This is a genomic window from Streptodolium elevatio (genome assembly GCF_040649515.1).
Lineage (GTDB): Bacteria > Actinomycetota > Actinomycetes > Streptomycetales > Streptomycetaceae > Yinghuangia > Yinghuangia elevatio.
On record NZ_JBEZFP010000102.1, the window covers coordinates 1 to 25005 of the forward strand.

At 71.4% G+C, this 25005-nt stretch carries 21 protein-coding genes; 16 read left to right on the forward strand and 5 right to left on the reverse strand.

Annotation, left to right across the window (positions count from 1 at the left end; translation table 11 throughout):
• The 8 genes from AB0C36_RS30580 to AB0C36_RS30615 form a co-directional block, all read left to right on the forward strand.
• Positions 1–554 (forward strand): ABC transporter ATP-binding protein (locus AB0C36_RS30580; RefSeq protein ID WP_358360341.1); only part of this gene is annotated, 554 nt, incomplete at its 5' end.
• Entirely contained in the window at positions 535–1617 is a 1083-nt protein-coding gene (locus tag AB0C36_RS30585; RefSeq protein ID WP_358360343.1) for an ABC transporter ATP-binding protein, read from the forward strand. The genes AB0C36_RS30580 and AB0C36_RS30585, both read left to right, overlap by 20 nt.
• A 515-nt stretch (positions 1618–2132) precedes the next feature.
• Positions 2133–3764: a peptide ABC transporter substrate-binding protein gene (locus AB0C36_RS30590; protein WP_358360346.1), complete on the forward strand. Its 1632-nt coding sequence runs from the start codon at positions 2133–2135 to the stop codon at positions 3762–3764.
• Positions 3765–3910: 146 nt separating this feature from the next.
• On the forward strand, positions 3911–4840 hold the full coding sequence (locus tag AB0C36_RS30595) for an ABC transporter permease (RefSeq protein ID WP_358360348.1): 930 nt from the start codon (positions 3911–3913) through the stop codon (positions 4838–4840).
• On the forward strand, positions 4833–5843 hold the full coding sequence (locus AB0C36_RS30600; protein WP_358360350.1) for an ABC transporter permease: 1011 nt from the start codon (positions 4833–4835) through the stop codon (positions 5841–5843). The genes AB0C36_RS30595 and AB0C36_RS30600 overlap by 8 nt, the downstream gene beginning before the upstream one ends.
• Before the next feature lie 20 nt (positions 5844–5863).
• A complete protein-coding gene (locus AB0C36_RS30605; RefSeq protein WP_358360353.1) occupies positions 5864–6904 on the forward strand; it encodes an ABC transporter ATP-binding protein in 1041 nt (346 codons plus the stop codon).
• Positions 6904–7941 carry an ABC transporter ATP-binding protein gene (locus tag AB0C36_RS30610; protein WP_358360356.1) on the forward strand — a complete coding sequence of 346 codons (1038 nt, stop codon included), beginning with the start codon at positions 6904–6906 and terminating at the stop codon, positions 7939–7941. The genes AB0C36_RS30605 and AB0C36_RS30610 overlap by 1 nt, the downstream gene beginning before the upstream one ends.
• 132 nt (positions 7942–8073) lie before the next feature.
• On the forward strand, positions 8074–9759 hold the full coding sequence (locus AB0C36_RS30615; protein WP_358360358.1) for an ABC transporter substrate-binding protein: 1686 nt from the start codon (positions 8074–8076) through the stop codon (positions 9757–9759).
• 77 nt (positions 9760–9836) lie between these two features.
• On the opposite strand, the gene AB0C36_RS30620 is transcribed toward AB0C36_RS30615, so the two are convergent.
• Entirely contained in the window at positions 9837–11969 is a 2133-nt protein-coding gene (locus AB0C36_RS30620) for a S9 family peptidase (protein ID WP_358360361.1), read from the reverse strand.
• Positions 11970–12140: 171 nt separating this feature from the next.
• Here AB0C36_RS30620 and AB0C36_RS30625 point away from each other — a divergent pair, with 171 nt between their 5' ends.
• The 5 genes from AB0C36_RS30625 to AB0C36_RS30645 all read left to right on the forward strand — a co-directional run bounded on the left by AB0C36_RS30625 (position 12141) and on the right by AB0C36_RS30645 (position 17508).
• The gene (locus AB0C36_RS30625; protein ID WP_358360363.1) at positions 12141–12335 is read left to right on the forward strand and encodes a DUF2304 domain-containing protein; all 195 of its coding nucleotides are present in this window, start codon (positions 12141–12143) and stop codon (positions 12333–12335) included.
• A gap of 114 nt (positions 12336–12449) precedes the next feature.
• Positions 12450–13088, forward strand: coding sequence for a class I SAM-dependent methyltransferase (locus AB0C36_RS30630; RefSeq protein ID WP_358360365.1), 639 nt, complete (start codon positions 12450–12452; stop codon positions 13086–13088).
• 78 nt (positions 13089–13166) lie between these two features.
• Entirely contained in the window at positions 13167–14072 is a 906-nt protein-coding gene (mshB, locus tag AB0C36_RS30635) for an N-acetyl-1-D-myo-inositol-2-amino-2-deoxy-alpha-D-glucopyranoside deacetylase (protein ID WP_358360368.1), read from the forward strand.
• Positions 14073–14109: 37 nt separating this feature from the next.
• Positions 14110–14505 carry a DUF6113 family protein gene (locus AB0C36_RS30640; RefSeq protein WP_358360370.1) on the forward strand — a complete coding sequence of 132 codons (396 nt, stop codon included), beginning with the start codon at positions 14110–14112 and terminating at the stop codon, positions 14503–14505.
• A 303-nt stretch (positions 14506–14808) separates the two neighbouring features.
• The gene (locus tag AB0C36_RS30645; protein ID WP_358360373.1) at positions 14809–17508 is read left to right on the forward strand and encodes a VanW family protein; all 2700 of its coding nucleotides are present in this window, start codon (positions 14809–14811) and stop codon (positions 17506–17508) included.
• A gap of 43 nt (positions 17509–17551) precedes the next feature.
• Here AB0C36_RS30645 and AB0C36_RS30650 read toward each other — a convergent pair whose 3' ends face one another.
• A complete protein-coding gene (locus tag AB0C36_RS30650; RefSeq protein ID WP_358360375.1) occupies positions 17552–18313 on the reverse strand; it encodes a hypothetical protein in 762 nt (253 codons plus the stop codon).
• Between the two features lie 58 nt (positions 18314–18371).
• The gene (locus AB0C36_RS30655; RefSeq protein ID WP_358360378.1) at positions 18372–19160 is read right to left on the reverse strand and encodes a class I SAM-dependent methyltransferase; all 789 of its coding nucleotides are present in this window, start codon (positions 19158–19160) and stop codon (positions 18372–18374) included.
• Between the two features lie 234 nt (positions 19161–19394).
• Here AB0C36_RS30655 and AB0C36_RS30660 point away from each other — a divergent pair, with 234 nt between their 5' ends.
• On the forward strand, positions 19395–21047 hold the full coding sequence (locus tag AB0C36_RS30660; protein ID WP_358360380.1) for a cellulose binding domain-containing protein: 1653 nt from the start codon (positions 19395–19397) through the stop codon (positions 21045–21047).
• 26 nt (positions 21048–21073) lie between these two features.
• Here the strand turns inward: AB0C36_RS30660 and AB0C36_RS30665 are convergent, their stop codons facing one another.
• Entirely contained in the window at positions 21074–21931 is an 858-nt protein-coding gene (locus AB0C36_RS30665) for a SirB1 family protein (RefSeq protein WP_358360383.1), read from the reverse strand.
• Between the two features lie 2 nt (positions 21932–21933).
• Positions 21934–23103: a GNAT family N-acetyltransferase gene (locus AB0C36_RS30670; protein ID WP_358360386.1), complete on the reverse strand. Its 1170-nt coding sequence runs from the start codon at positions 23101–23103 to the stop codon at positions 21934–21936.
• A gap of 170 nt (positions 23104–23273) precedes the next feature.
• Between AB0C36_RS30670 and fdxA the strand changes: the two genes are divergently transcribed.
• The gene (fdxA, locus tag AB0C36_RS30675; RefSeq protein ID WP_358360389.1) at positions 23274–23600 is read left to right on the forward strand and encodes a ferredoxin; all 327 of its coding nucleotides are present in this window, start codon (positions 23274–23276) and stop codon (positions 23598–23600) included.
• A 68-nt stretch (positions 23601–23668) separates the two neighbouring features.
• Positions 23669–24760: a succinyldiaminopimelate transaminase gene (dapC, locus tag AB0C36_RS30680; protein ID WP_358360406.1), complete on the forward strand. Its 1092-nt coding sequence runs from the start codon at positions 23669–23671 to the stop codon at positions 24758–24760.
• The last annotated feature ends 245 nt before the right edge of the window (positions 24761–25005 follow it).

Consider the following 25005-nt stretch of genomic DNA (forward strand, 5'->3'; position numbering starts at 1 on the left):
TCCCGCACCAGTTCTCCGGCGGGATGCGGCAGCGCATCATGATCGCGATGGCGATGGCCCTGGAGCCGGACCTGATCATCGCCGACGAGCCGACCACCGCGCTCGACGTCACGGTGCAGGCCCAGGTCATGGACCTGCTCGCGGAACTCCAGCGGGAGTTCCACATGGGCCTGATCCTGATCACCCACGACCTCGGCGTGGTCGCGGACGTCGCGGACAACATCGTGGTCATGTACGCGGGCCGCATCGTCGAGCGGGCGCCCGTCCACGCCCTCTACAAGACGCCGGCCCACCCGTACACGATGGGCCTGCTGGAGTCGATCCCGCGGCTCGACCTCAAGGGCCAGGACCTGGCCGCGATCAAGGGGCTGCCGCCCAATCTGACGCGCATCCCCGCGGGCTGCGCGTTCCACCCGCGGTGCCCGTACGTGCAGGACATCTGCCGCGCCGAGACGCCCCCGCTGCAATCGGTCACCGGCGAGCAGGTGTCGCCGCACCGCGGGAGCGCGTGCCACTTCTGGAAGGAGGCGCTCGATGGAAGCATCGGTCGATAAGCAGGCCGCCGAGGCGGCTCGGCCCGCCCCGGAACCGGAGCCGACCGGCGACCCGATCCTCCAGGTGAAGGACCTGGTGAAGCACTTCCCGCTGACCCAGGGCATCGTCTTCCAGCGCCAGGTGGGGGCGGTCAAGGCGGTGGACGGCCTCTCGTTCGAGCTGCGCAGCGGCGAGACGCTGGGCCTGGTCGGTGAGTCGGGGTGCGGCAAGTCGACGGTCGCCAAGCTGCTGATGAACCTGGAGAGGCCGACTTCCGGCCAAGTCCTGTACAAGGGGCAGGACATCTCGAAGCTGTCCGGCAAGGCGCTCAAGGCGGTGCGGCGCAACATCCAGATGGTGTTCCAGGACCCGTACACCTCGCTGAACCCGCGCATGACGGTCGGCGACATCATCGGGGAGCCGTACGCCATTCACCCGGACGTCGCCCCGAAGGGGGACCGGCGGAAAAAGGTGCAGGACCTACTGGAGGTCGTGGGCCTGAACCCGGAGCACATCAACCGGTACCCGCACCAGTTCTCCGGGGGGCAGCGGCAGCGCATCGGCATCGCCCGCGGGCTGGCGCTGAACCCGGAGATCATCGTCTGCGACGAGCCGGTCTCGGCGCTGGACGTGTCGGTGCAGGCGCAGGTGATCAACCTGATGGAGAGACTGCAGAACGAGTTCAACCTGTCCTACATCTTCATCGCGCACGACCTGTCGATCGTGCGGCACATCTCCGACCGCGTCGCGGTGATGTACCTGGGCAAGATCGTGGAGATCGGCGCCGAGACCGAGATCTACGACCACCCGACCCACCCGTACACGCAGGCGCTGCTGTCGGCGGTGCCGGTGCCGGATCCGGACGGTCGCGACAGCCGGGAGCGGATCATTTTGACCGGTGACGTGCCGTCGCCGGCGAATCCGCCGTCGGGCTGCCGGTTCCGCACCCGGTGCTGGAAGGCGCAGGACATCTGCGCGAGGGAAGAGCCGCTGTTGCAGGTCAAGTCCCAGTTGAACGGACCGGCTGTGCACGCGAGTGCGTGCCACTTCGCCGAGGTGCGGGACGTGGTCCAGGCGCACTGAACCGAGCCGTTCTGCTCCGCTGACCGGACCGGCTGATCCGGTCAGATTGCACGACACGCGACCCCGCAGGGTGTCACCTCGTGATCGAGGTGGCACCCTGTTGTTTTGCGCCCGGCATGCTACGCGCGTCACTTGACGCCGCGCCAGACCCATCGGCCTTTCGGGTGCCGCCACTCTCCGTAGCGTTTCCCGGAGTGGGAGGAGAGGTAGGGGCGGCGTGTGGTTGTTCGTTCATCGGACTGTATGCTCCGGGCTGCGGTACACCGTGTCCGATTGATTCCGCTAGCTCCGGGAAGATGTTCGACCACAGGTCGAGACGTTCGGGAGGGTCGCGTGATCAAACCGCAATACTCCAAAGGGTTGGAGTAGGCGAATCGGTGACGGATAGTAGATGCGCTTGTGCTCGGAACACGGTCATGCGCTCAGCGGCGCGACTGAACGGGCAGCCGCGGCGAGGACACCCACGGGTTGCCCGTCGTACTTCACTTCCGAAGTGACCCTTGAGGAGGCAACCCATGCGCGGAACGACGCGCGTGAAGTGGATCGCCGGCGTGGGCATGCTCGCGCTCGCGGCCACGGCGTGTGGTGGCGACAGCGACAGTGGTGGCGGCGGGGGTGCGCCGTCCGGTTACTACACGGCCAGCAGCACCGAGCCGCAGAACCTTCTGCAGCCCGCGAACGCCAACGAGACCGGCGGCTTCTACCCGCTCTCGATGCTCTTCCGCGGCCTCTACACGTACGACGCCAAGACCGGCGAGACCGTGTCGGCCATGGCGGAGTCGATGGATTCCCCGGACAACGTCACCTGGACGGTCAAGCTCAAGTCGGGCTGGACCTTCCACAACGGTGAGCCGGTCAACGCGAAGTCCTTCGTGGACGCCTGGAACTGGGGCGCGCTGTCCACCAGCAAGCAGCTGAACTCCACCTGGTTCCAGCCGATCGTCGGCTACGACCAGGTGCACCCCGCCGAGGGCAACCCGACGGCGCAGACGATGTCGGGTCTGAAGGTCGTCGACGACACCACCTTCACGATCCAGCTGACGCACCCGATCTCGTCGTTCAAGGCGCAGATGGGCTACACGCCGTTCATGCCGCTGCCGCAGGAGTTCTACAAGGACCCCGAGAAGTACGGCGCGGCCCCCATCGGCAACGGCCCGTTCCAGCTCGACACCGCCAACGGCGGCTGGGACCGCAAGAAGTCGATCACCGTGAAGCGGTTCGACAACTACCAGGGCGCCGACAAGGCGAAGTCCGACGGCGTGCGCCTGGTCTTCTACACGACCTACGACGCCGCCTACACCGCGCTCCGCGACAACAAGCTCGACGTCATCGACCAGATCCCGGTCTCGGCGGTCGGCAACTTCCAGAAGGACCTCGGCAACCGCGCCATCGTGCAGCCGCAGCTGTCCATCCAGAAGATCGGCTTCCCGCTGTACGACGCCGGCTGGGGCACCCCGGGCGCGGCCAAGGTCCGCCAGGGCCTGTCCATGGCCATCGACCGCGACGGCATCACCAAGGCCCTGTACAAGGGCATGGAGCAGCCTGCCGTCGACTGGCTCGCCCCCGGCGTGCCCGGTCAGATGGACATCTGCGGCGAGACCTGCAAGTACGACCCGGCCAAGGCCAAGCAGCTCATCGCCGAGGGCGGCGGCATCCCCGGCGGCAAGCTGACCATCGCGACGAACGCGGACGGCCCCCACAAGGAGTGGGTGACCGCGGTCTGCAACAGCATCAACCAGGCGCTGGGCTCCACCGCCTGCGAGCCGAAGCTGTACGCGGAGTTCTCCGTCGCGCGTGAGGAGATCACCAACAAGAAGATGACCGGGGCGTACCGGACCGGCTGGAAGGCCGACTACCCGTTCCCGGACAACTTCCTGAACGACATCTACCGCACGGGCGCCGCGTCCAACGACTCGGGCTACTCGAACGCCAACTTCGACAACCTGGCGAAGCAGGCGCAGGGGGCCACGGACGAGGCCCAGGCGCTGAAGCTCTGGCAGGACGCCGAGAAGCAGATGGTGCAGGACCTGCCGTCGATCCCGCTCTGGTACTACGTGACCAAGGCCGGTTCCTCGACCAAGGTCTCGAACGTGTCGTTCGACGTGTTCGGCAACCCGGAGTTCACCGAGGTCACCGTCAACAAGTGACCCGTACCTGAGGGTTCGGCCCCGTCCGCTCCGGCGGCGGGGCCGCCCGCAAGGGCTTCGCAAGACCGCCTCAGCCGGCGCCGTGATCCACGGCGTCGGCTGAGACGCGGCAGGTGACGTGCCGAATTCGACAGCAGGAGGCTGGCATGGGGCGTTACGTCGTCCGACGGCTGCTCCAGATGATCCCGGTGTTCATCGGGACCACGTTCTTGATCTACTTCATGGTCTACCAGCTCGGTGGGGACCCGATCGCCGCGATGTTCGGCGACAAGGCCGCCGACCCGGTGTTCGTGAGACAGATGCGCGAGGAGTACCACCTCAACGATCCGCTGATCGTTCAGTACTGGTACTACCTCACGGGCCTCCTGCAAGGGGACTTCGGCACCAGCTTCAGCGGCATCCCGGTCGCCGACGAGCTGCGGCGCGCCTTCCCGATCTCGATCCGGCTGGCGCTCATCGCGTTCGCCATCGAGCTCGTGGTCGGCATCGGGGCCGGCCTGCTGGCCGGTCTGCGGCGCGGCAGGTTCGCCGACTCCGTCGTCCTGGTGACGACGCTGATCGTCATCTCCATCCCGGTCTTCGTGCTCGGCTACGTGCTGCAGTACTGGCTGGGCCTGCAGTGGAACGTCTTCCCGGCCACCGCGACCCCGGGCGACCCCACGTGGGAGGACCTGATCCTGCCCGGCATCGTGCTCGGCAGCCTCTCGCTCGCGTTCGTCGCCCGCCTGACCCGGACGAGCATCGCGGAGAACATGCGGGCGGACTTCGTCCGCACCGCGACGGCGAAGGGTCTTCCGCGCCGCCGCGTGGTGACCGTGCACCTGCTGCGCAACTCCCTGATCCCGGTGGTGACCTTCCTCGGGGCCGACCTCGGCGCACTCATGGCCGGGGCGATCGTCACCGAGGGCATCTTCAACGTCGACGGGGTCGGACGACTGATCTACCTGGCCGTCACCAAGCACGAGAGCGCCACGGTCGTCGGCGCGGTCGCCGCACTGGTGATCGTGTACCTGGTGATGAACCTGATCGTCGACCTCCTGTACGCCGTCCTGGACCCGAGGATCCGGTATGTCTGAGCACGACAAGCAGCGCGAACAGCTGCCCACCAGCAGCCAGGAGCAGCCGCACTTCGGCTCCCAGGAGTCGCCGACGATCTTCCTCGCGGACGCGGACGGCACCAGCCTGGAGAAGAACGGCCCGTACTCCGGCCCCGAGGCCCCCGGCCAACTCGACAAGCCGCGCGGCGCGTGGGCCGAGGCGTGGCGCGAACTGCGCCGCAGCCCGCGGTTCTACATCTCGGCGTTCCTGCTCCTGCTCCTGATCGTCATGGCGATCTTCCCGGGCTGGTTCACCGACCAGGACCCGCGGTTCTGCCCGATCGCGCGTACCGACCTCAAGCCCTCGGGCGACCACTGGTTCGGTACCAACACGCAGGGCTGCGACATCTACTCGCGCACGATCTACGGGGCGCGCGCGTCGATCATCGTCGGTGTCGTCACCACCGCCCTCATCGTGGTGGTCGGCGGCCTCGTCGGGGCGCTGTCCGGTTACTTCGGCGGCTGGGTTGACTCGATCCTGGCCCGCGTCACCGACATCTTCTTCGGCATCCCGCTGCTGCTCGCGGCCCTGGTGTTCATGAGCTCCTTCCAGGACCGCACGGTCTGGACGGTGGTCGCCGCGCTCGGCATCTTCGGCTGGATGCAGACCGCCCGCATCATGCGCGGGTCGGTGATCACGGTGAAATCGTCGGACTACGTCGTGGCGGCGAGAGCGCTCGGCGCCGGGACCGGGCGCATCCTGATCCGGCATGTGCTGCCGAACGCCGTCGCGCCGGTGATCGTCGTCGCGACGATCTCGCTCGGCACCTTCATCTCGGCCGAGGCGACGCTGTCCTTCCTGGGCATCGGCCTGCCGCTGACCGAGGTCTCGTGGGGCGCCGACATCAGCACCGCGACCAACGTGCTGCGCGACGCCCCGTACCAGCTGTTCTTCCCGTCGCTGTTCCTGTCCGTGACGGTGCTCAGCTTCATCCTGCTCGGCGACGCGGTCCGCGACGCCCTCGACCCGAAGCTCCGCTGACGGGGGAGGGGACAACACAAGTGACGACGAACCAGCTCACCAAGCCCGAGCCGACGGACACCGCGCCCGGCGCGCCGCTGCTCGAGGTCGACGACCTCCACGTCGAGTTCCGCACGCGCGACGGCGTGGCCAAGGCGATCAACGGCGTCTCGTACTCGGTCGCGGCCGGCGAGACGCTGGCCGTGCTCGGCGAGTCGGGCTCCGGCAAGTCGGTGACCGCCCAGACGATCATGGGCATCCTCGACATGCCGCCCGGCGTGATCACCGGCGGCGAGATCCGCTTCCACGGCCGCGACATGCTCAAGATGAACAAGGAGGAGCGCCGGCGGATCCGCGGCCAGAAGATCGCGATGATCTTCCAGGACGCGCTGTCCGCGCTCAACCCGGTCTACTCGGTGGGCTTCCAGCTCGCCGAGATGTACCGCGTGCACAAGGGCATGTCCCGCAAGGACGCCAAGGCCAAGGCCATCGAGCTGATGGACCTGGTGAAGATCCCGGCGGCCAAGGAGCGGGTGAACGACTACCCGCACCAGTTCTCCGGCGGCATGCGGCAGCGCATCATGATCGCGATGGCGATGGCCCTCGACCCCGAGCTGATCATCGCGGACGAGCCGACCACCGCACTCGACGTGACGGTGCAGGCCCAGGTCATGGACCTGCTCGCGGAACTCCAGCGCGAACGGCACATGGGCCTCATCCTGATCACCCACGACCTCGGCGTGGTCGCCGACGTCGCGGACAAGATCGCGGTGATGTACGCGGGCCGCATCGTCGAGGAGGCGGCGGTCCACGAGTTGTACGCCAACCCGGCGCACCCGTACACCGAAGGCCTGCTCGCGTCGATCCCGCGCCTCGACCTCAAGGGCCAGGACCTGTACGCGATCAAGGGCCTGCCGCCGAACCTCATGCGCATTCCGCCCGGCTGCGCGTTCAACCCGCGCTGCCCGTACGCGGAGGACATCTGCCGCACCGACGTGCCGCCGCTGATCGAGGCGGCCCCCGGCCGGCACAGCGCCTGTCACTTCGCGCAGCGTGTGCTCGACAACAACGGAGGCTCGTGATGGCACCCAGCGGTGAGCCCATCCTCCAGGTGAAGGACCTGGTGAAGCACTTCCCGCTGACCCAGGGCATCGTCTTCCAGAAGCAGGTCGGCGCGGTCAAGGCGGTCGACGGCGTCTCGTTCGACCTGCTGCACGGCGAGACGCTGGGCCTGGTCGGCGAGTCGGGCTGCGGCAAGTCGACGGTCGCCAAGCTCCTGATGAACCTGGAGAAGGCGTCGTCGGGGCAGGTCCTCTACAAGGGCGAGGACATCTCCAAGGTGTCCGGCAAGGCGCTCAGGGCCGTGCGGCGCAACATCCAGATGGTGTTCCAGGACCCGTACACCTCGCTGAACCCGCGCATGACGGTCGCGGACATCATCGGCGAGCCGTACGCGATCCACCCCGAGGCGGCGCCCAAGGGCGGCAACAACGCGGTCAAGAAGCGCGTCCAGGAGCTCCTGGAGCTGGTCGGCCTCAACCCGGAGCACATCAACCGGTACCCGCACCAGTTCTCCGGCGGTCAGCGGCAGCGCATCGGCATCGCCCGCGGGCTGGCGCTGAACCCGGAGATCATCATCTGCGACGAGCCCGTGTCGGCACTCGACGTGTCGGTGCAGGCCCAGGTGATCAACCTGATGGAGAAGCTGCAGAACGAGTTCAACCTCTCCTACATCTTCATCGCGCACGACCTGTCGATCGTGCGGCACATCTCCGACCGCGTCGCGGTGATGTACCTGGGCAAGATCGTGGAGATCGGCGCCGAGACCGAGATCTACGACCACCCGACCCACCCGTACACGCAGGCGCTGCTGTCCGCGGTGCCGGTGCCGGACCCGTCGGGCCGCGACAACCGCGAGCGGATCATCCTGACCGGCGACGTGCCGTCGCCGGCGAATCCGCCGTCGGGCTGCCGGTTCCGCACCCGGTGCTGGAAGGCGCAGGACATCTGCGCGAAGGAAGAGCCGTTGCTCGAGATCCGCACGGGGCTCCAGGGAGCCGCGGTGCACCCGAGCGCGTGCCACTTCGCGGAGGAGAAGGACGTCGTCCACGCGCACTGACGCACACTCAACTGCCGGGCCGGGCCACGTGGGACGTGGTCCGGCCCACAGTGTTTGCGGCGGTGTGCACGTATTCTGACCGGTGGCCGGAAATGTTCGGTCGCGGGTCGTTCGGCTTGGGGAGTTCCACGCGTGCGCAGCAAGACCGTGTCCATATGGGTGGCCGGGACAGCGGCCCTGGCGATCGCCGCGACCGGGTGCACGGGAAGTGAGGGCGGCGCGGCGTCGGCGGCCAAGGACGCGGCGCAGAGTCCGCAGGGGGCGCCGGCCCCGTCGACGCCGCCCCGGCCGTACGACTGCCTCCCGGCAGCCGCCGCGGCCGCCGCGCCCGGGACCCCGGTCGATCCCGCGGCGGTGTACAGCGCGTCTTCGACCGAGCCGCAGGATCTGCTGCCCGGCAACACCGGGTTCGACCGGAACACGAACCACGCGGTGGGCATGCTCTTCCGGGGCCTGGTCGACTACGACCCGGCGAGCGGAAAACCGGTGTCGGCGATGATGGCGTCCTGTACGACCACCGACGCACGCAGCTACACCATTGCCGTCAAGCCCGGCTGGACCTTCCACAACGGCGAGAAGGTCACCGCGAAGTCGTACGCGGATGCCTGGACCTGGGCACTCGATCCGGCCAACAAGGCGGCCGGCGAGGAGGTTCTCGCCGAGGTCGACACGGTCAAGGCCGCCGACGAGGCCACGCTGCTGGTCACGCTCGACGAGGCCGACTCGTCGTTCCCCGCGCAACTGGGCCTCGCGGCGTTCTCGCCGCTGCCCTCGGTGTTCTTCCAGGACCCCGGCCGCTTCGCCCGCGAGCCGGTCGGCAACGGCCCGTTCCGGATCGACCCGGACGCGGGCTGGCGGCAGGGGGTGTCGCTCACGCTGCGGCGCTACGACGCGTACGCGGGTCCCGACAAGGCCCAGGCGGCAGGCGTACGGCTGGAATTCGGCAGCGACGCCGCGCGCCGCGGCCCGCTCGACGTGATCAGCCTGCTGCCCGCGGTCGAGCCCGGACGCACCGTGTCGGTGCCCGGCGGAACCGTGGTGCACCAGGTGATGTCCACTGCCGAGGTGCTGTACTTCCCTATGGCCGACCCGGCGTGGTCGGCGCCCGGCGCGGCGAAGGTGCGGCAGGGCCTGTCCCTCGCGATCGACCGCGAGGCCATCATGCGCGCGATGTACCCGGGTGGTGCGTGGCAGCCCGCAACGGACTGGCTGGCCGCGGGAGTTCCCGGCGGCGACAACGCCTGCGGGGAGCTGTGCGCGTACGACCCCGAGCGGGCGCGGCAGTTGGTCGCCGAGGGCGGCGGCGTTCCCGGCGGCTCCGTGACCCTGTCCTACGCCCAGGACGGCGGCCGCGGCAGAGTGTTCAAGGCGATCTGCGACAGCATCAACACCGCGCTGGGATCCGCCGTTTGCGTGCCCGCGCCGGTGGCGGGCCTCGGTGAGCTGCGGAGCAAGGTCGACGCGCGGCAGATGACCGGGATGTTCCGGGGCGGCTGGACCGCCGACTACCCGAGCCCGCGGAACTTCCTGGACCCGATGTTCCGTGGCGACTCCGAGGCCAACGACTCCGGCTACCGGAACCAGTTGTTCGACGAGTCGGTGGCGCAGGCCCGCAAGGCCGCCGACCCCGCCAAGGCCGCGCAGTTCTGGTCGGACGCACAGGCACAACTCGCCATCGACATGCCCGCGCTGCCGCTGTGGTCGTACGGCAAGGCGCTCGCAAGCGGCCCGAACATCGCCAACCTGGCGGCAGATCACTTCGGGACCCCGGTATGGACGCGTATCGGCGTCAAGGCGCCCGCGGCGCCGCGTAGCTGACGCGAAGGCCGGGCGACCCCGAGTCGCCCGGCCTTCCGTTTCCGTGCCGAGCCTCGGCGGCTCGCGGGACGGCCGGATCAGCCGCCCAGCGAGCGCCGGAGGAAGTCGACCTGGAGCAACAGCAGGTTCTCCGCGACCTGTTCCTGCGGGGTCATGTGGGTGACGCCGGAGAGGGGGAGGACCTCGTGCGGGCGCCCGGCGGAGAGGAGGGCCGAGGACAGGCGGAGGGTGTGGGCCGCCACGACGTTGTCGTCGGCCAGGCCGTGGATGATCATCAGGGGGCGGGCCTCGTCGGCCACCGGCCCCAGATCGCCGCCCTCCACCAGGGAGTTCACCGCGTAGACGGTCTGCTCGTCGTCGGGGTGGCCGAGGTACCGCTCGGTGTAGTGGGTGTCGTACAGCCGCCAGTCGGTGACCGGCGCGCCGGAGACGCCCGCGTGGAACACGTCGGGGCGGCGCAGCACCGCGAGGGCCGCCAGGTAACCGCCGTACGACCAGCCGCGGATCGCCACCCGGTCCAGGTCGAGGTACGGGCGGTCCACGGCCAACGACTGGAGCGCCGCCACCTGGTCGTCGAGCGTCGCGCCGGCGAAGTCGCCGACGATCGCCTTCTCCCACTCGGGCGAGTAGTGCGGCGTGCCGCGGCCGTCCGCGACGATCACCGCGAAGCCCTGGTCGGCGAACCACTGCGAGGTCAGGTGCGGGTTGCGCGCGGCGACCACGCGCTGCCCGTGCGGGCCGCCGTACGGGTCCATCAGCACCGGCAGCTTCTCGCCCGAGGTGGCGTCGAAGCCGCTCGGCAGCAGGATCGCGCAGGGGATGCGGGTCGGGCCCGCGGTGGTCAGCTCGACCTCGGCGGTGAGCACCGGGGTCTCCGCGTAGGAGGCGATCTCGCCGACCGGGGACCCGTCCTGAAGGACCGTCACCTTCGGGCCGGAGCGGTCGAGCGACGACGAGACCAGGACCGTCGTCGCGCCCGAGCGGACCGCGCCGTGCACGCCCGGAGTCGTGGTGACGCGCTCGGCGCCGCCGGGGCCGACCCGGTAGACGTGGATCTGGCCGGTCTCGGAGTCGGCGGCCTCGTACCCCGCCGAGGCGGTGACGAGGATGTCCGCGGCACTGCTGTCGACCACCGAACGGATGTGCAGCGTCGCGTCGGTGAGCACGCGCGCGTCGGCGACCAGGCGGCGGGCACCGTCCGCGTCCTCGACGCGCAGCAGTTCCCCGTTCGGGGTCCAGGCCGGGGCGCCGGGGACGATGTCGATCCACACCGGGTCCACCTGCGTGTGGAGTTCCGTCGTCGCGCCCGTGGCGGGATCGGCCGACAGCACCCGCTGCGTGCGCTGGTCGCGCGACTGCACGACCAGCAGCGGCGGCCCCGAGGCGGTCCACGCCACATTGGCGAGGTACGGGAACTCCTTGCGGTCCCAGGCAACTTCGGTGCGTTCCCCGGTCTCGGCCCGCAGCGCGAACAGCGTGACGTCGGCGTTGGGGGTGCCCGCGGCCGGGTACGCGACCTCCTGCGGCGCCGACGCCGGGTTGGCCGGGTCGGCGATCCACCAGCGGTCGACGGGGGAGTTGTCGACGCGTGCCGCCAGCAGCGTGGTCCCGTCCGGCGACCACCAGTATCCCCGGCTGCGCTGCATCTCCTCGGCCGCGATGAACTCGGCCGCGCCGTAGGTGACTTCGGCGTTCTCGGGGGTCGCGAGCGCGCGGTCGTCCGAGCCGTCGACGGCGGCTACGCGCAGTTCACCGCCCGCAAGGTAGGCGACGTGGCGGCCGGTGGGCGACGGGCGAGGGTCGATGACCGGTGCGGGCGAGTCGAGTTCGACGACCGTGCCGGCCGCGAGATCGGCCACGAACAGCCGCCCGGACAGGGTGAAGGCGGCGACGGTCCCGGCGCTGTCGACGGCGTAGCCGACGATGCCCGCGGAGCCCTCGCGGCTGCGTTCGCGACGGGCGCGCTCCTCCGCGGACAGGTGCTCCTCGGCGCCGCCGAGCAGGACCGCCGGGTCGGCGACGATGCGCTCGCCGGACCCGGGGGAGTACGCCCACAGGCACGTCGCGCGGTCCTCGCCGGACCGCGAGCGCAGGAACAGGACAGTGGCACCCGTACCGCCGCCTCCGGTGATGGTGAAGGCGCGCGGGACCCCGAGCGTGAAGCGCTGGGTGCGGGCGTATTGCCGGGGAAAGGTGATCTCCGAGCTCATGCGCCCAACCCTACGGGCGAGGCGCCCCGGGAACACGGGTTCGGGCCGTACGGCGGCGGACGGGCTATCCGGGTGATTTCGAGCCGTGCGCGTTGCGTTACGCACCGTATCTGGGCTTGATTCGTTGGTAGCGGGTTTTTGTCCGTCAATCATTCCGGGAGGTGCGTGACCATGGCGGTCTCGGTCTCCGTCGTGATGCTTCTGGGCGTCGCGGTCGTCTTTCTGCTCCGCAAGGCCGGGCTCCGCCCGGTGCACGCCGTCGTGTGTGTGCTGCTCGGCTTCTACCTCGCGGGGACCTCGCTGGCCCCGTCCATCCACGATGCGGGTGCCAGCTTCGCGGGCATCGTCAACGGCATCCATTTCTAGTTCCGTCACCGGCTGACCCCTGCCCTCCCGGCCGTCCCCTGCCGGGTCCGGTGGTGCCCGGTGGTGCTCGGTGGTCCACGGCGGTGTCCGAGTGCGGGACCGTACTGTGGCGGCATGTCCACAGACGATCATCGGACCGGTCCCGCCAACCGCTGGCTGGAGGTCACCGGCGGCACCCGCGGTCCGGCGTACGCCGCCCGCTTCCGCGAGTTGGCCGCTCAGGGCCGTGACCTGCACGGCGAGGCCCGCTTCTGCGACGCCTTGGTCCCGCGCGGCGCGCGGGTGCTCGACGCGGGCTGCGGCACCGGCCGCATCGCCGTCGAACTCGCCCGGCTCGGCCACAAGACGGTCGGTGTCGACATCGACGCCTCGATGCTCGGCGAGGCCCGGGCCGCGGCGCCCGGTCTGGCCTGGGTGCTCGGCGACCTCGCGACGCTCGATCCACAGGCTGTGGACGGGCCGGACGCCTTCGACCTCGCCGTCGCGGCCGGGAACGTCATGGTCTACCTGACCCCGGGCACCGAGGCCCGCGCGGTCGCGACGCTGGCGTCCTGCGTACGGCCGGGCGGCGGCCTCGTCGTCGCCGGCTTCGCGCTCGACGGCGGCGACGGCGGCACGCGCGTCGAGGTGTCCGCCTACGACGCGGCGTGCGCGGCGGCCGGGCTCGAACCCGTCGACCGCTTCGCCGGATGGGACCGCGAGCCCTGGGACCCGGCGGGCAGGTACGGCGTGTTCGTGCACCGCCGCCCCTGAGTGCCGGCCCCTGATCGCCCCCGGTCCCGTTGGTGCGGGCGTCGGTGTGCGTCGGAGGCGCCACGTACGCTGGCGTTCATGACCGATGCGCCCGCGACCCCGCCCGCGACCCCGCTCAGCCTTCTCCTCGTGCACGCCCATCCGGACGACGAGGTGATCAACAACGGTGCGAGCATGGCCCGCTATGCCGCGGAAGGTGTGCACGTCACGCTCGTGACCTGCACGCTCGGCGAGGAGGGCGAGATCCTCGTGCCCGAACTCGCGCACCTGGCCGCGGACCGCGAGGACGGGCTCGGCGCGCACCGCATGACCGAGATGCTCGACTCCATGAAGGCCCTCGGCGTCGACGACCAGCGCTACCTGGGCGGGCCGGGCCGCTACCGCGACTCCGGCATGATGGGCACGCCGCCGAACGAGCGGCCCGACTCCTTCTGGCAGGCCGACGTCGACGAGGCGGCGAGCCACCTCGTGCCGATCGTGCGCGAGGTCCGGCCGCAGGTGCTGGTGACGTACGACGAGATCGGCGGCTACGGCCACCCCGACCACATCCAGGCGCACCGCGTCGCGATGCGCGCCGCCGAGTTGGCCGCCGACCCGGCGTACGGCACCGGCGAGGCATGGGCGGTCGACAAGATCTACTGGAACGCGATGCCCCGCTCGGTGCTCAAGGAGGGCTTCGAGCGGATGAAGGCGGAGGGCAAGGAACTCCCGTTCGAGTTCGTCGACATCGACGAGCTGCCGTTCGTGGTCGACGACGCACTCGTCACCACCGCGGTTTCGGCGGCGGACTTCTTCGACGCCAAGGTCGAGGCGCTGCGCGCCTATCCGACGCAGGTGTCCACCGACGACGCGTTCTTTGCGCTGTCCAACAACGTGGGCCAGTCGATCATGTCGGTCGAGCACTACCGGCTGGTCAAGGGCGAACGCGGGCCGGTCGGGCCGGGCGGTCTGGAGGACGACCTGTTCGCCGGGCTGCGCGGGTGACCTCCGCGGCGTGCGGCGGCCGGGTTACAGTGCATCGGTGATTTCCAAGGTCGGCCGGATCGCGGCGTACGTCCTCCTGTTCGCACTCGGCAGCGCGGCGGGTGTGCTCGGTGCGTTCGCCCAGGCGGCCTACGCGCCGGGCGGGCTGATCGTCGCCCTGGCCGGTGCGGGGGGCCTGTTCGTCGCCGGCGGACTGCTGATGGACACCAAGGCGGGCGCGGCCGTACCCGCGGCCGCGTGGCTCGTCACCGTCTTCTACATCGCGGCGGCGCCGCGACCCGAGGGCGACTGGGTGTTCACCGGGGGCTTCACGTCCTATCTCTATCTGTTCGGCGGTTCCATCGTCGGTGCGATGATCGCCATGCAACCCTGGGGCGGCGCAAGCCGCCAGCTACTTCTTTCGGGTGAACGACTGCCCGGAGGCGGCAAGTAAGGCACCCGGCCGCCGCATGCTCGTTGTGCGGGGCCGTGGGGCGAGGCCGCGGAGTCGGACGCGTCCCGGCCGCCCGGAGTGCGAACGTAACTTCCGGCGCGCCGCATTCGTTGCTCCGCCTGTAGCGGCCAAGTACTCGAGTCCATTGGCCCCACGTGTGCCGTCAAGGTACGCGGTTCCGTCCCGGTACGGCGCGCCGCATACGATCATCATTCGGTCGGTCGCGGGAGCCGTCAGACGCAACCGGTCGTCGGTGGCCGCCTCCCGGGGCGGTCGAAGATCGCAACGGAGAGTTCGTTCGTCGTGAGCAACGACCATCCCACCACGCCCTCAGGCGTGCCCGGCGAGGAGCCGCACCCCTTCTTCGGACGACCGCCCGAGCGGACCGAGCCTCCGCCGCGTTCGCTTCCCCCCGAGGGGGCGCCCGTCCCTCCGCTGCCCTTCCCGTCGCCCGCCGGGCCGTCGTCCGGGGGTTCGCCCGCGTACGGCGAGGACCGGCTGCCGCCGCGCGACCCGGCCGCGTTCGACGCGTGGTTCGACGACGAGCCGGTGCGCCCGGCGGCGTCCGGCGAGGAGACCCCGCCGTACCCGGGATCCCCGTCGTACCCGGCTCCGGAGGCGCCGACCTACCCGGCCGGCCCGTCCTACTCGGACAGCTCGTCGTATCCGGACGCGCCGGGTTACCCGGAGACCCCGTCGCACTCCGCGGGCTACGCCGGGCCCGACTCCGGTACCGCGGGCCATCCCGGTGCTCCGGGGGCACCCGGTGCTTCCGGAACACCCGGCAGCCCGGGAGCATCCGGCGCCCCGGGAGCATCCCGTGCCCCCGGCGTGGAAGACACCGACGGGGACCAGGGGGACCGCAGCGCTTCCGGGCTGCCCACCCGTGCCGGGCGCCGCAGTCTGATCGGCGCCTTCGGCCCGCCTGCCGATCTGCGGACGCCGACGACCTCCGAAGGGTTCACGCAGGACGCGTCCGGAGCCGAGGCCGGCGACCAGACGATGACCACGCGCGTCAGCATCAAGATCCCCGGCTCGCGGCCCATCCCTCCGGTCGTGCTGCGCGGGCAGGCGCCCGTCGGCAGGCCCGAGGACGGCTACCCGGAGTTCGACGAACGCGGCTGGGACGACGTCGACGACCACGAGTTCGGCGTCGACCCCGCGGCCGATCCGCAGGCCGCCCCGCGCGCCAACCGCCAGGAGGCCGGCCGCCGCGCGCCGGTGCCCCCCGCCGTCGCCGCGAAGCGCAAGCGCCGCCGCCTCGCGATCGTGTCGATCGCGGCGGTGTTCGCACTGCTCGGCGGCATCTACGGGGGGTCCCTCGCGTACGCGGGCGGCGGTGTCCCGCGCGGTACCTCGGTGCTCGGCATCGACATCGGCGGCCAGTCGAAGTCGGAGGCGGTGCGCACCCTGGAGACGCACCTCGGCAACCGCGCCTCCGGCCCCTTCGCGGTCAAGGTCGGCGACAAGGAGCTGGCTCTCGACCCGCCCAACGCCGGTCTGATCTTCGACACCCGCGGCACGGTCGACCGCGCCGCCGAGCGCACCCTGAACCCGCTCAAGTCGGTGCCCGCGATGTTCGGCGGCGGCCGCGAGGTCAAGCCGCGCACGATCGAGGACCCGGCCAAGCTGGGCGCCGCGCTGGAGCAACTGGTCGCGGAGGCGGGCGAGGAGCCGCGCGAAGGCGGTGTGTCGTTCGCGGGCGGCAAGGCGGCGGCGATCGCGCCGCAGGCGGTGCAGGTGCTGGACACGCAGGCGGCGGTGGCCCTCGTACGCGACGCCTACCTGTCGGGCAAGGGCGGCGAGAAGGGCAACCCCGTCGTCCTGCCCACCAAGCTGTCCACGCCGAAGGTGACCCAGGCCGAAGTGGACCGGGCGATGCGCGAGTTCGCGGTGCCGGCGATGTCCGGCCCGGTGACGCTGACGGCCGGCAAGGTCAAGCTCCAGCTCGACCCGCAGACGCTGGCGAAGTACCTCACGATGGAGCCGGACGCCAACGGCCGGCTCAACCCGAAGATCAACACGGCCGGCCTCCAGGACGCGCTCGGCAACACCTTCTCGGCGGTCGGCCAGAAGCCGGTCGACGCGACGTTCAAGGTGGAGAACGGCAAGGTCGCGGTCGTGCCCTCCAAGCCCGGGCAGGGGGTGTCCGGCGAGACCGCCGCGCAGGCGCTGCTGGGCGTGCTCACCAAGCCGACGGGCCGCACCGCGCCGGTGACGCTCGGGCCGGTCGAACCCGCGTTCACCACCGCGAAGGCGGAGGCGCTGGGGATCAAGGAGGTGGTCTCGACGTACACCACGGAATACCCGTACGCCGCCTACCGCCTGACCAACATCCACCGTGCCGCGGACCTCATCGACGGCAGCGTCGTGATGCCCAATGACAAGTGGTCGCTCAACGACACGGTCGGCGAGCGGACCGCGGAGAACGGCTTCGCCAAGGGCACCATCATCAACAACGGCCGCTTCCAGACGGACTTCGGCGGCGGCGTCTCGCAGGTCGCGACGACGATGTTCAACGCGGTGTTCTTCGGCGGCCTGAAGGACATCATGCACCGGCCGCACAGCTTCTGGATCGACCGCTACCCGGCTGGCCGCGAGGCGACCGTCGCGTGGAAGTCGCTCGACCTGGAGTGGCAGAACGACTCCGGCAAGCCGATCTACATCGACACCTCGTACACCGACTCGACGGTCACCGTGACCCTGCTGGGCACCAAGAAGTACGACCAGGTCAAGTCGGTCAGCTCGGCCAAGTACGACCTGGTGGCGCCGAAGACCGTGCACGACACCAGCGCGGGCTGTGTCGCGCAGGCACCGTCGCAGGGCTTCAAGATCGACGTGACGCGGGTGTTCATCCAGGGCGGCAAGGAGGTGCGCCGGGAGCAGTTCCACACCAAGTACGACCCGGCGGACAACATCATCTGCGGCCCGGCGGCCCCGCCCGCGGGCGGCACCCCGCCATCGGGGGCGACACCCCCCGCAGGTGGCGGGACGAGCGACTAGCGCGCCCCGCCTGGAGTACCGATCGGCATCGGCCGGCTTCCCGTCAGGGGAGCCGGCCGATGTCCTGTGCGAGATCGAGGCCGAGCGTGCGGTCGAGGTGGATCAGCGACTCGAAGCGCGCGCCGGGCGGTACGTCCGGGTCGGCGCGGAGCGCGTCGGTGAGCGCGAGCGCGCGGGCGGTGTCGAGGTCGTCGTCGACGGCGGCGTGGACTTCCGCCACCGGCGCGGCGGCCAGGGCCGCCGACGGGGATTCGGCGAAGCGGGCCACGTCCGCACGCAGGAGTGCGAGGCGTACCGCGGCCTCCGCGATCACGTCGGCACCCGGCGGCGCGTCGGACGGGCCGGCGAGCAGCGCCAGGCGCAGCGCGAGCGGGTCGGCGGCGGACCAGGCCTCCGCCTCGGGGGTGCCCGCGGCGGCGTCGGCGGGGACCGTACGCAAAATCCGCGGGCCGTCGGCGGCCTGCTCCTCGGACGCGCCCGCCGACGCATCCGACGACGCATCCGCCGGCCGGTCCCCGGACCACTGGTGGCCGTCGGGCGTGATGTGCACGTCCACGCGCGCGTCGGGCCCGTCGCCGTTCGGCGGATGGATGTTGAACCGCAGCGGATCCGGCAGTTCGGGGCGGTCGCAGGCGTGCCGGAAGACCGCGACGAGGAGATGGTGGCGTTCGCCCGCGCGTCGCACCAGGTCGGCGGCGAGTGCGGCGCGCAGGGACGCCGGGCAGTAGGCCACCCGCAGCCGCCTGGTGCCGGGTGGGGCGGCGGGCTGCGGGCGGCCGGTCGGGGTATCGGTCAGGTGCAGCATGAGCGCACCGTACCCGTGCGCTCCGGTGGGAACGCGTCCGCGGCACTGCTTGTCAGGGTCAACGCACGCCGGGGCCTTCGGGTTGCGGCCGGACGGCGGTGAACCGCAGGCGGGCGTAGTCGGCGAACCACCGGCCGTCGGCGTCGGCCAGGCGGTCGCGCAGCAGTGCGTCCGTGCGGGCCAGGAGCGCCGGGCGGCTCTCCTCGGGGAACGGCGCGAGCACCGACGCGCCGAACATGCGCCACCAGTCCGCGGCGGTGTCGCCCGGGCTGAGCGGTGTCGGCCGCGCGAACCAGTGGGCCGTGTGGACCTCGAAGCCGGCCGCCTCCAGGCGCGTCGCGTACTCGGCGGTGGACGGGAAGTACCAGGGCAGTTCGACCGGTACGCCTGGCGCCACCTCGGCCGCGGCGGCCCGCAGCCCGTCGATCAGCGCCGCGACGTTGCGGTGCGCGCCGAACTCGGCGACGAACCGGCCGCCGGGCCGCAGTGCCGCGTACACGCGGGCGATGACGTCGTCGGGCCGCGTCATCCAGTGCAGTGCGGCGTTGGAGAACACCGCGTCGAACGGCTCGTCGACCCGGAAGGTGTGGGCGTCGGCGACCGCGAACGTCGGTGCGCCGTCGCCCTGGCCGTGCTTCGCGAGGGCCGTGCGGATCATCTCCGCGTCGCCGTCGACGCCGTGCACGCGGGCACCGCTCGCGGCGATCTCGACCGCCAGGTCCCCGGTGCCGCAGCCCAGGTCGAGCACCCGCTCGCCGGCGCTCGGTGCCAGGAGGTGCACGACTCCGCGCCCGTATGCCGAGACGTAGGCGAAGTTGTTGTCATACTGCGTCGCGTTCCAGGTCATGCCTTGCAGCATAAGGGTCGTGTTCAGGGGTTGAGACTCGTTTCTTGAATAGTGAGACGACTTGGCGGGGTGTGACGAAGAACCGGACCGAGGCGGCGCGGTGTTGCGGCCGGAGCGGCGAATCGACCGAGTAGAGTCCATGCGCCACCGGCGGCGGCTCGCCGAGCGACGTTCGCCGGGCCGGGGCTCCGGGACCAACCCCTCGGATTTGTGCCGCACTTCGGAGGCAGGGCCATGGTGCTGCGCCGCGCGAATGCGCCGGGAAGACGCCCGGCTCCGACGTCGCGTGCGCTCGCGGCGCTTCGCGGACGCGTACGTTGGGCCGTCACCGCGGTCGTCCTCGCCGCACTTCCGGCCGTGTTCGTGGTCGCGTTCGGAGACGACGGGAAGCACACCAAGCTCACTGCCGAGTATGTGCGGACCGGCACTTGGGAGACCGGCTTCAGTGCGCAGTACGTCGTCCGCAACACCGGCGACGGCACCACGCACGGCTGGACGCTGCGCTTCCGCCTCGCACCCGGCAGCGAGGTCTCGACGCTCTGGAACGGCCGCATGGACCACGACGGGGCGCGCTACACCGTGCGCGCCCGCGACTGGAACCACGATCTGAGACCCGGCGAAACCGCCGTGATCGGATTCGAGGTCCGGCACGTCGACCCGGCCGCGCCGGCGCAGCAGCAGCCCGTCGAATGCAGCATCAACGGCCGTTCCTGCGTGGTGGGCGACACGCGCGGAGTGGCTGCCGAGGGGAACACCGACGAGATGCGCGCGGCGCCGAGAGACGAGGCGCCCGCCGGGCCGCGCACGCCTGCGCCCCGGGCCGCAACCCCCACGACTGCGCCCCCGACGCGGACCGCCACGGCACCCGGCGCGTCGCCGTCGGGCGGCGCGACCGGCACAGGCGCCGCACCGACCGCGGCCGGCCCCCCGCAGGGCGCCGCCGCCGGGACGCAGCCCCGTACCCCCGTCCGCCCCTACATCGACCTGGCCGCCCCCGCCCCGCTCGACCTCGACAAGGCCATAAGCAGCACCGGAGTCGGAGACTGGACGCTGGCGTCCGTCGTCGACGCGGGCGGCTGCGAGCCGAGTTGGGGAGGCGGGGCACGCCTCGACGACCCGGCGATATTGCAGCGGTTCGGCGAACTGCGGACGCTAGACGCCGTCGCTGCCGTGTCCTTCGGCGGCAGCGCGTCGTCCGACCTGGCCGCGACGTGCGAGTCCCCGGAAGCGCTGGCCGTGGCGTACCGCAAGGTCGTGGACCTCTACGACGTCGAGCGCATCGACATCGACGTCGAAGGACGCTCGCTCGGGCGGCCGGACATCGTCGAGCGCCGCAACGAGGCGCTGAAGCTGCTGCGCGGACAGCTGGAGGCGGCCGGCGGCAGACTGGAACTCACCTACACGCTCCCGGCACTGCCGACCACCGGCCTCGGCGCGGAAGCGGTCGCGCTGCTGGCCGACGCCGCCGCACGGGGCCTGCACGTCGACACGGTCAACGTCCTGGCGATGGACTACGGGCAGGCCAACGTCAAGGAGCCCACCGGCCAGATGGGCCGGTACGCGATCGACACCGCACGCCTGGTCCACGGCCAACTGCGCGGCGTCTGGCCCACCCTGACGTCGGATCAGGCATGGCGCCTGATCTCGGTGACGGTGACGATCGGCGTCGACGACGCGCCGGGCGAGGTCTTCACCCTCGATGACGCCCACCTGCTCGCGGACTTCGCGGCACAGCAGCACCTGGGCCGACTGTCGTGGTGGGCCGCGGGGCGCGACCGGGCGTGTCCCGACAACGCGGCGACGGCGGCGGATCCGCTGTGCAGCGGTGTGCCGCAGGCCCCCTACGCGTTCCTGGGGGCGTTCCTGGGCCGTGTGGGGCTCAACTGACCCCGCTCAATTGACCGGTGATCGGCTCAATTGAGCCGAGCGCGCGCCTCGCTCGCCTCCCGGCGTACGGTCGCCGCCAGTTCGCGGTCGATCGCCCCCACCAGGTCGGCGAAGTCCTCCAACTCCGCGGCACCGCCGAGGAAATCGCCGGTCTGCACGAGCAGCGAACCTCGCTCGCGCCGCAGCGCGGCGGGGTGCCGCGGCAGCAGCAGCGACAGTTCGACCGCCCACAACCGCGTCCACGCCCGCTCCGGAGCCTGCGCGGGGTTCTGCGCCCACGCGCGGATGTTGTTGAGGATCCGCAGCAGCACCGCGATCGGCTGCGCCGGGGCCAGCAGGTGCGGGTCGTTCGGCGAACCGCCCGCGCCCGCGGCGATCTTGCGCGCGTCGTCGACGGTCAGCAGGCGGCCGCCGTGGAACGGGTCGGCGAGTACGAAGTCGCCGTCGGGGTCGCCGATGCCGACGACGAAGTGGCCCGGCAGCGCGATGCCGTGGACCGGCAGGCCGACGCGCCGCCCCACCTCCGTCCACACCACCGACAGCAGGATCGGCAGGCCGCGGCGGCGGCGCAGCACCTCGTGCAGCAGCGACGAGCGCAGATCGGCGTAGTCCGCCTGGGCGCCGCCGAACCCCGCCCGGGCGCCCAGGACGAGCGCGAGGACCGCGGCCGCCCGGGTGGGCTCGGTGTCCTCCGCCGGCGCCGTCAGCTTCGCCGCGACGGCCGCCGCGAGCCGGTCGAGCTCGGCGAGCCCGGGGCCCGGGTCGAGCGACGGGTCGACCTCGGCACCCATCAGCAGGCACGCCTCGGCCAGGTCGACCGGGTCGTCGCGTACCACCTCGGCGAATCGCGCCCGACGGGCGAGCGCGTCATTCGGGTCCTTCACCCTCACGGCTCCCTGCGGTAGTGGTAGCGGTGGTGTTCGGTGAATCCCAGGTCCTCGTACAGGCGCAGCGCGGGCCGGTTGCCGGCCTCCACGCCGAGCAGCCCGGTGGTCGCCCCGGCCCGCAGCGCGTGGTCGGTGAGCGCGGCCATCACGGCCCGCGCCAGACCGCGTCGACGGTACGCCGGATCGGTCTCTATGGCGGTGAAGCTCGCGACGCGCAGCCCCGCGCCTCCTGGACCTCTCGTGCCCCCGAGGTCGACACTCACGCGGCCGATCGCGATCGGGATGTCGGAGATCCGGGAGGCGTCGGCGGATCGGGGACCGGGGTCCGTTTCGGGACCGGGGTCCGTTTCGGGACCGGGGTCCGTTTCGGGACCGGGTCCGAGATCCGCCGCGTGGACGGCCGCGAAGGCGTGCCGCACGGTCCCCGTTCCCGGGCCGCCCGACGCGGGGCCCGCCGCCGATTCGCCGCCCGCGGTCCCGGCCACCACCGCCCACGCGGCCTCCGCCGCCGGGCCCGAGGCCGCGGCCCGGTTGTAGCGGGCCATCCAGGCGGCGTCCGGTACGTCGGAAACGTCCACGGCGACGTCCCCGGCCGTGGACCGCCCGGCGGCGGTGGGCGTCGCGCGGTCGCGCACGGCGGCGAGCCGGGCGGTGCGCACGATCGTCGGTGCCTCGGACGGCCAGCCCTCCGCGGCCAGGAGCAGATCGGTGTCGGAGCCGACGACGGTCTGGAAGTACACCGGGAGGCCGCGCTCGGCGTACCAGGCCCGCACCCGCGCCACCGCCTCGGCGGCGGGCACGCCGGGGCCGCCCAGCGCCAGCACCGAGTTCGCCCGGCGCGTGAAGCCGGACGCGGCACGCAGCCGCCACTGCCCGAGCTCCGCGTACTCGACGGCGGGCCACGCCCGGTCGGACGCCGCGGCCAGCACCTCGGGGGACAGCGCCGCCGGACCGCGCACCGGAACGGGCGGCACGACCTTGGCCGCGGTGACCGTGCGCTCGGCCACTCGGGCGATGCTGCCGTCCTTGCGGGTGATGGTGAGCACTCCCCCGTCCCACGCGACCAACTCGCCCACGACGTCGCCGAACTCGTCCGGTGCGCCCTCGGGGTTGAGTCTGCGGCGAACCGACACGCGGCGGCCCACGTCTTCGGGTGTGATCCGGTTCACCTGTCCAGCACTCCGATCCTTGCTGACCTGAGACTGTGATCTCTGCTGATATGGGCCCGCTAGGAGATAGCCCGGGACCACCGCGATACTAGAGGCGGGCATCGACGTTGCCGCGCTCCCGCGCACCCGTAACGACCTAAGGCGTAGCCCGCCATGAGGAGGAATCCCACGTGACGTACGTCATCGCGCAGCCCTGCGTCGACGTGAAGGACAAGGCTTGCATCGAGGAGTGCCCCGTCGACTGCATCTACGAAGGACAGCGCGCGCTCTACATCCACCCGGACGAGTGCGTGGACTGCGGTGCCTGTGAGCCCGTCTGCCCCGTTGAGGCGATCTTCTACGAGGACGACGTTCCGGAGCAGTGGAAGGACTACTACAAGGCGAACGTCGAGTTCTTCGACGACCTCGGTTCGCCCGGCGGTGCTTCCAAGATGGGCCTGATCGAGAAGGACCACGAAGTGATCGCCGTCCTGCCGCCCCAGGGCGAGGGCGACTGAGCCTCGTGACCGAAACGCACAATCGCACCGCGCCGCCCGCCCCCGCCGGGGGGTGGGCGGCGCGGCGTGTGTCCGGACGCCTGCCCGAGTTCCCGTGGGACCGGCTGGAGTCGTTCAAGGCCACCGCCGCCGCGCACCCCGGCGGCATCGTCGACCTGTCGGTCGGCACTCCGGTGGACCCGACACCCGAACTGGTCCGCGACGCCCTCGCCGCCGCCTCGGACTCGCCCGGTTACCCGTTGACGTACGGCACGTCCGCACTGCGCGAGGCGGTCGCCGGATGGCTGCGCCGCACGCTCGGCGTGGCCGGCGCCGACCCGGCCGCGGTGCTGCCGGTCATCGGCACCAAGGAACTGGTCGCATCGCTGCCCGCGCAGTTGGGGCTCGGACCGGGTGACAAGGTGGCGCACCCGGCTCTCGCGTACCCGACGTACGACGTGGGCGCGCGCCTCGCCGGTGCCGAGCCTGTTCCGGTCGCCGACGGCGAGTTCCCGGACGCCGACGGCGTGCGGCTGGTCTGGATCAACTCGCCGGCCAATCCGCACGGTGCCGTGCGCAGCGCCGACGAGCTGCGCGAGATCGTCGCCTGGACGCGTTCGATCGGCGCGCTGCTGGTGTCGGACGAGTGCTACATCGAACTGGGCTGGGAGGCCGAGCCCGTCTCGGTCCTGCACCCGGACGTCTGCGGCGGTTCGCACGAGGGCCTGCTCGCGATCCACTCGCTGTCCAAGCGCTCGAACCTGGCCGGGTACCGCGCCGGGTTCATCACCGGGGATCCGGCCGTCGTCCGCGAACTCCTCGCCGTACGCAAGCACGCCGGGCTGATCATGCCGGGCCCCGTGCAGGAGGCCATGCGGGTGGCGTTCGGCGACGACGCGCACGTGGCCGAGCAGAAGGCGCGGTACGCCGCGCGGCGCGCGCAACTGCGCGGCGCCTTCGAGTCCGCCGGGTTCCGGATCGACCACTCGGAGGCGAGCCTGTACCTCTGGGCGACGCGGGACGAACCGTGCTGGGACACCGTCGGGTGGCTCGCGGAGCGCGGTGTCCTGACGGCTCCGGGGGACTTCTACGGGACGGCGGGCGGCCGGCACGTGCGGATCGCCTTCACGGCGACGGACGAGCGCGTCGAGGCGGCCGTGGAACGGCTCAAGACCGCCTGAGGCGGTCGACCCTCCCGGGCGGCGCCGGGACCGGCGTCCCGCCCGCCCGGGGGAGCGTTGCTCGGGCGGGTGCTTTTGGAGAGCACCCGGGTGTGTGCCGATGGACGCGGGTGTGCGGGACCTGCGTACGGGACCTGCGTACCCGCGACCTGCGTACCCGTCCCACGTCTGTGGGACATCAGCGGGACAGGCGTGCGGGGCGGTGCTCGGTACCGCCCCGCACACCCGGGGTTCCGCGGGCGGGG

What these genes read in the sequence shown, in the direction of transcription:
- AB0C36_RS30600 (WP_358360350.1), top strand. Translation starts at nt 4,833, where the DNA reads ATGTCTGAGCACGACAAGCAGCGCGAACAGCTGCCCACCAGCAGCCAG.
- AB0C36_RS30630 (WP_358360365.1), top strand. Translation starts at nt 12,450, where the DNA reads ATGTCCACAGACGATCATCGGACCGGTCCCGCCAACCGCTGGCTGGAG.
- AB0C36_RS30610 (WP_358360356.1), top strand. Translation starts at nt 6,904, where the DNA reads ATGGCACCCAGCGGTGAGCCCATCCTCCAGGTGAAGGACCTGGTGAAG.
- AB0C36_RS30625 (WP_358360363.1), top strand. Translation starts at nt 12,141, where the DNA reads ATGGCGGTCTCGGTCTCCGTCGTGATGCTTCTGGGCGTCGCGGTCGTC.
- AB0C36_RS30660 (WP_358360380.1), top strand. Translation starts at nt 19,395, where the DNA reads ATGGTGCTGCGCCGCGCGAATGCGCCGGGAAGACGCCCGGCTCCGACG.
- AB0C36_RS30650 (WP_358360375.1), bottom strand. Translation starts at nt 18,313, where the DNA reads ATGCTGCACCTGACCGATACCCCGACCGGCCGCCCGCAGCCCGCCGCC.
- AB0C36_RS30595 (WP_358360348.1), top strand. Translation starts at nt 3,911, where the DNA reads ATGGGGCGTTACGTCGTCCGACGGCTGCTCCAGATGATCCCGGTGTTC.
- AB0C36_RS30620 (WP_358360361.1), bottom strand. Translation starts at nt 11,969, where the DNA reads ATGAGCTCGGAGATCACCTTTCCCCGGCAATACGCCCGCACCCAGCGC.
- AB0C36_RS30655 (WP_358360378.1), bottom strand. Translation starts at nt 19,160, where the DNA reads ATGACCTGGAACGCGACGCAGTATGACAACAACTTCGCCTACGTCTCG.
- AB0C36_RS30585 (WP_358360343.1), top strand. Translation starts at nt 535, where the DNA reads ATGGAAGCATCGGTCGATAAGCAGGCCGCCGAGGCGGCTCGGCCCGCC.
- AB0C36_RS30590 (WP_358360346.1), top strand. Translation starts at nt 2,133, where the DNA reads ATGCGCGGAACGACGCGCGTGAAGTGGATCGCCGGCGTGGGCATGCTC.
- mshB (WP_358360368.1), top strand. Translation starts at nt 13,167, where the DNA reads ATGACCGATGCGCCCGCGACCCCGCCCGCGACCCCGCTCAGCCTTCTC.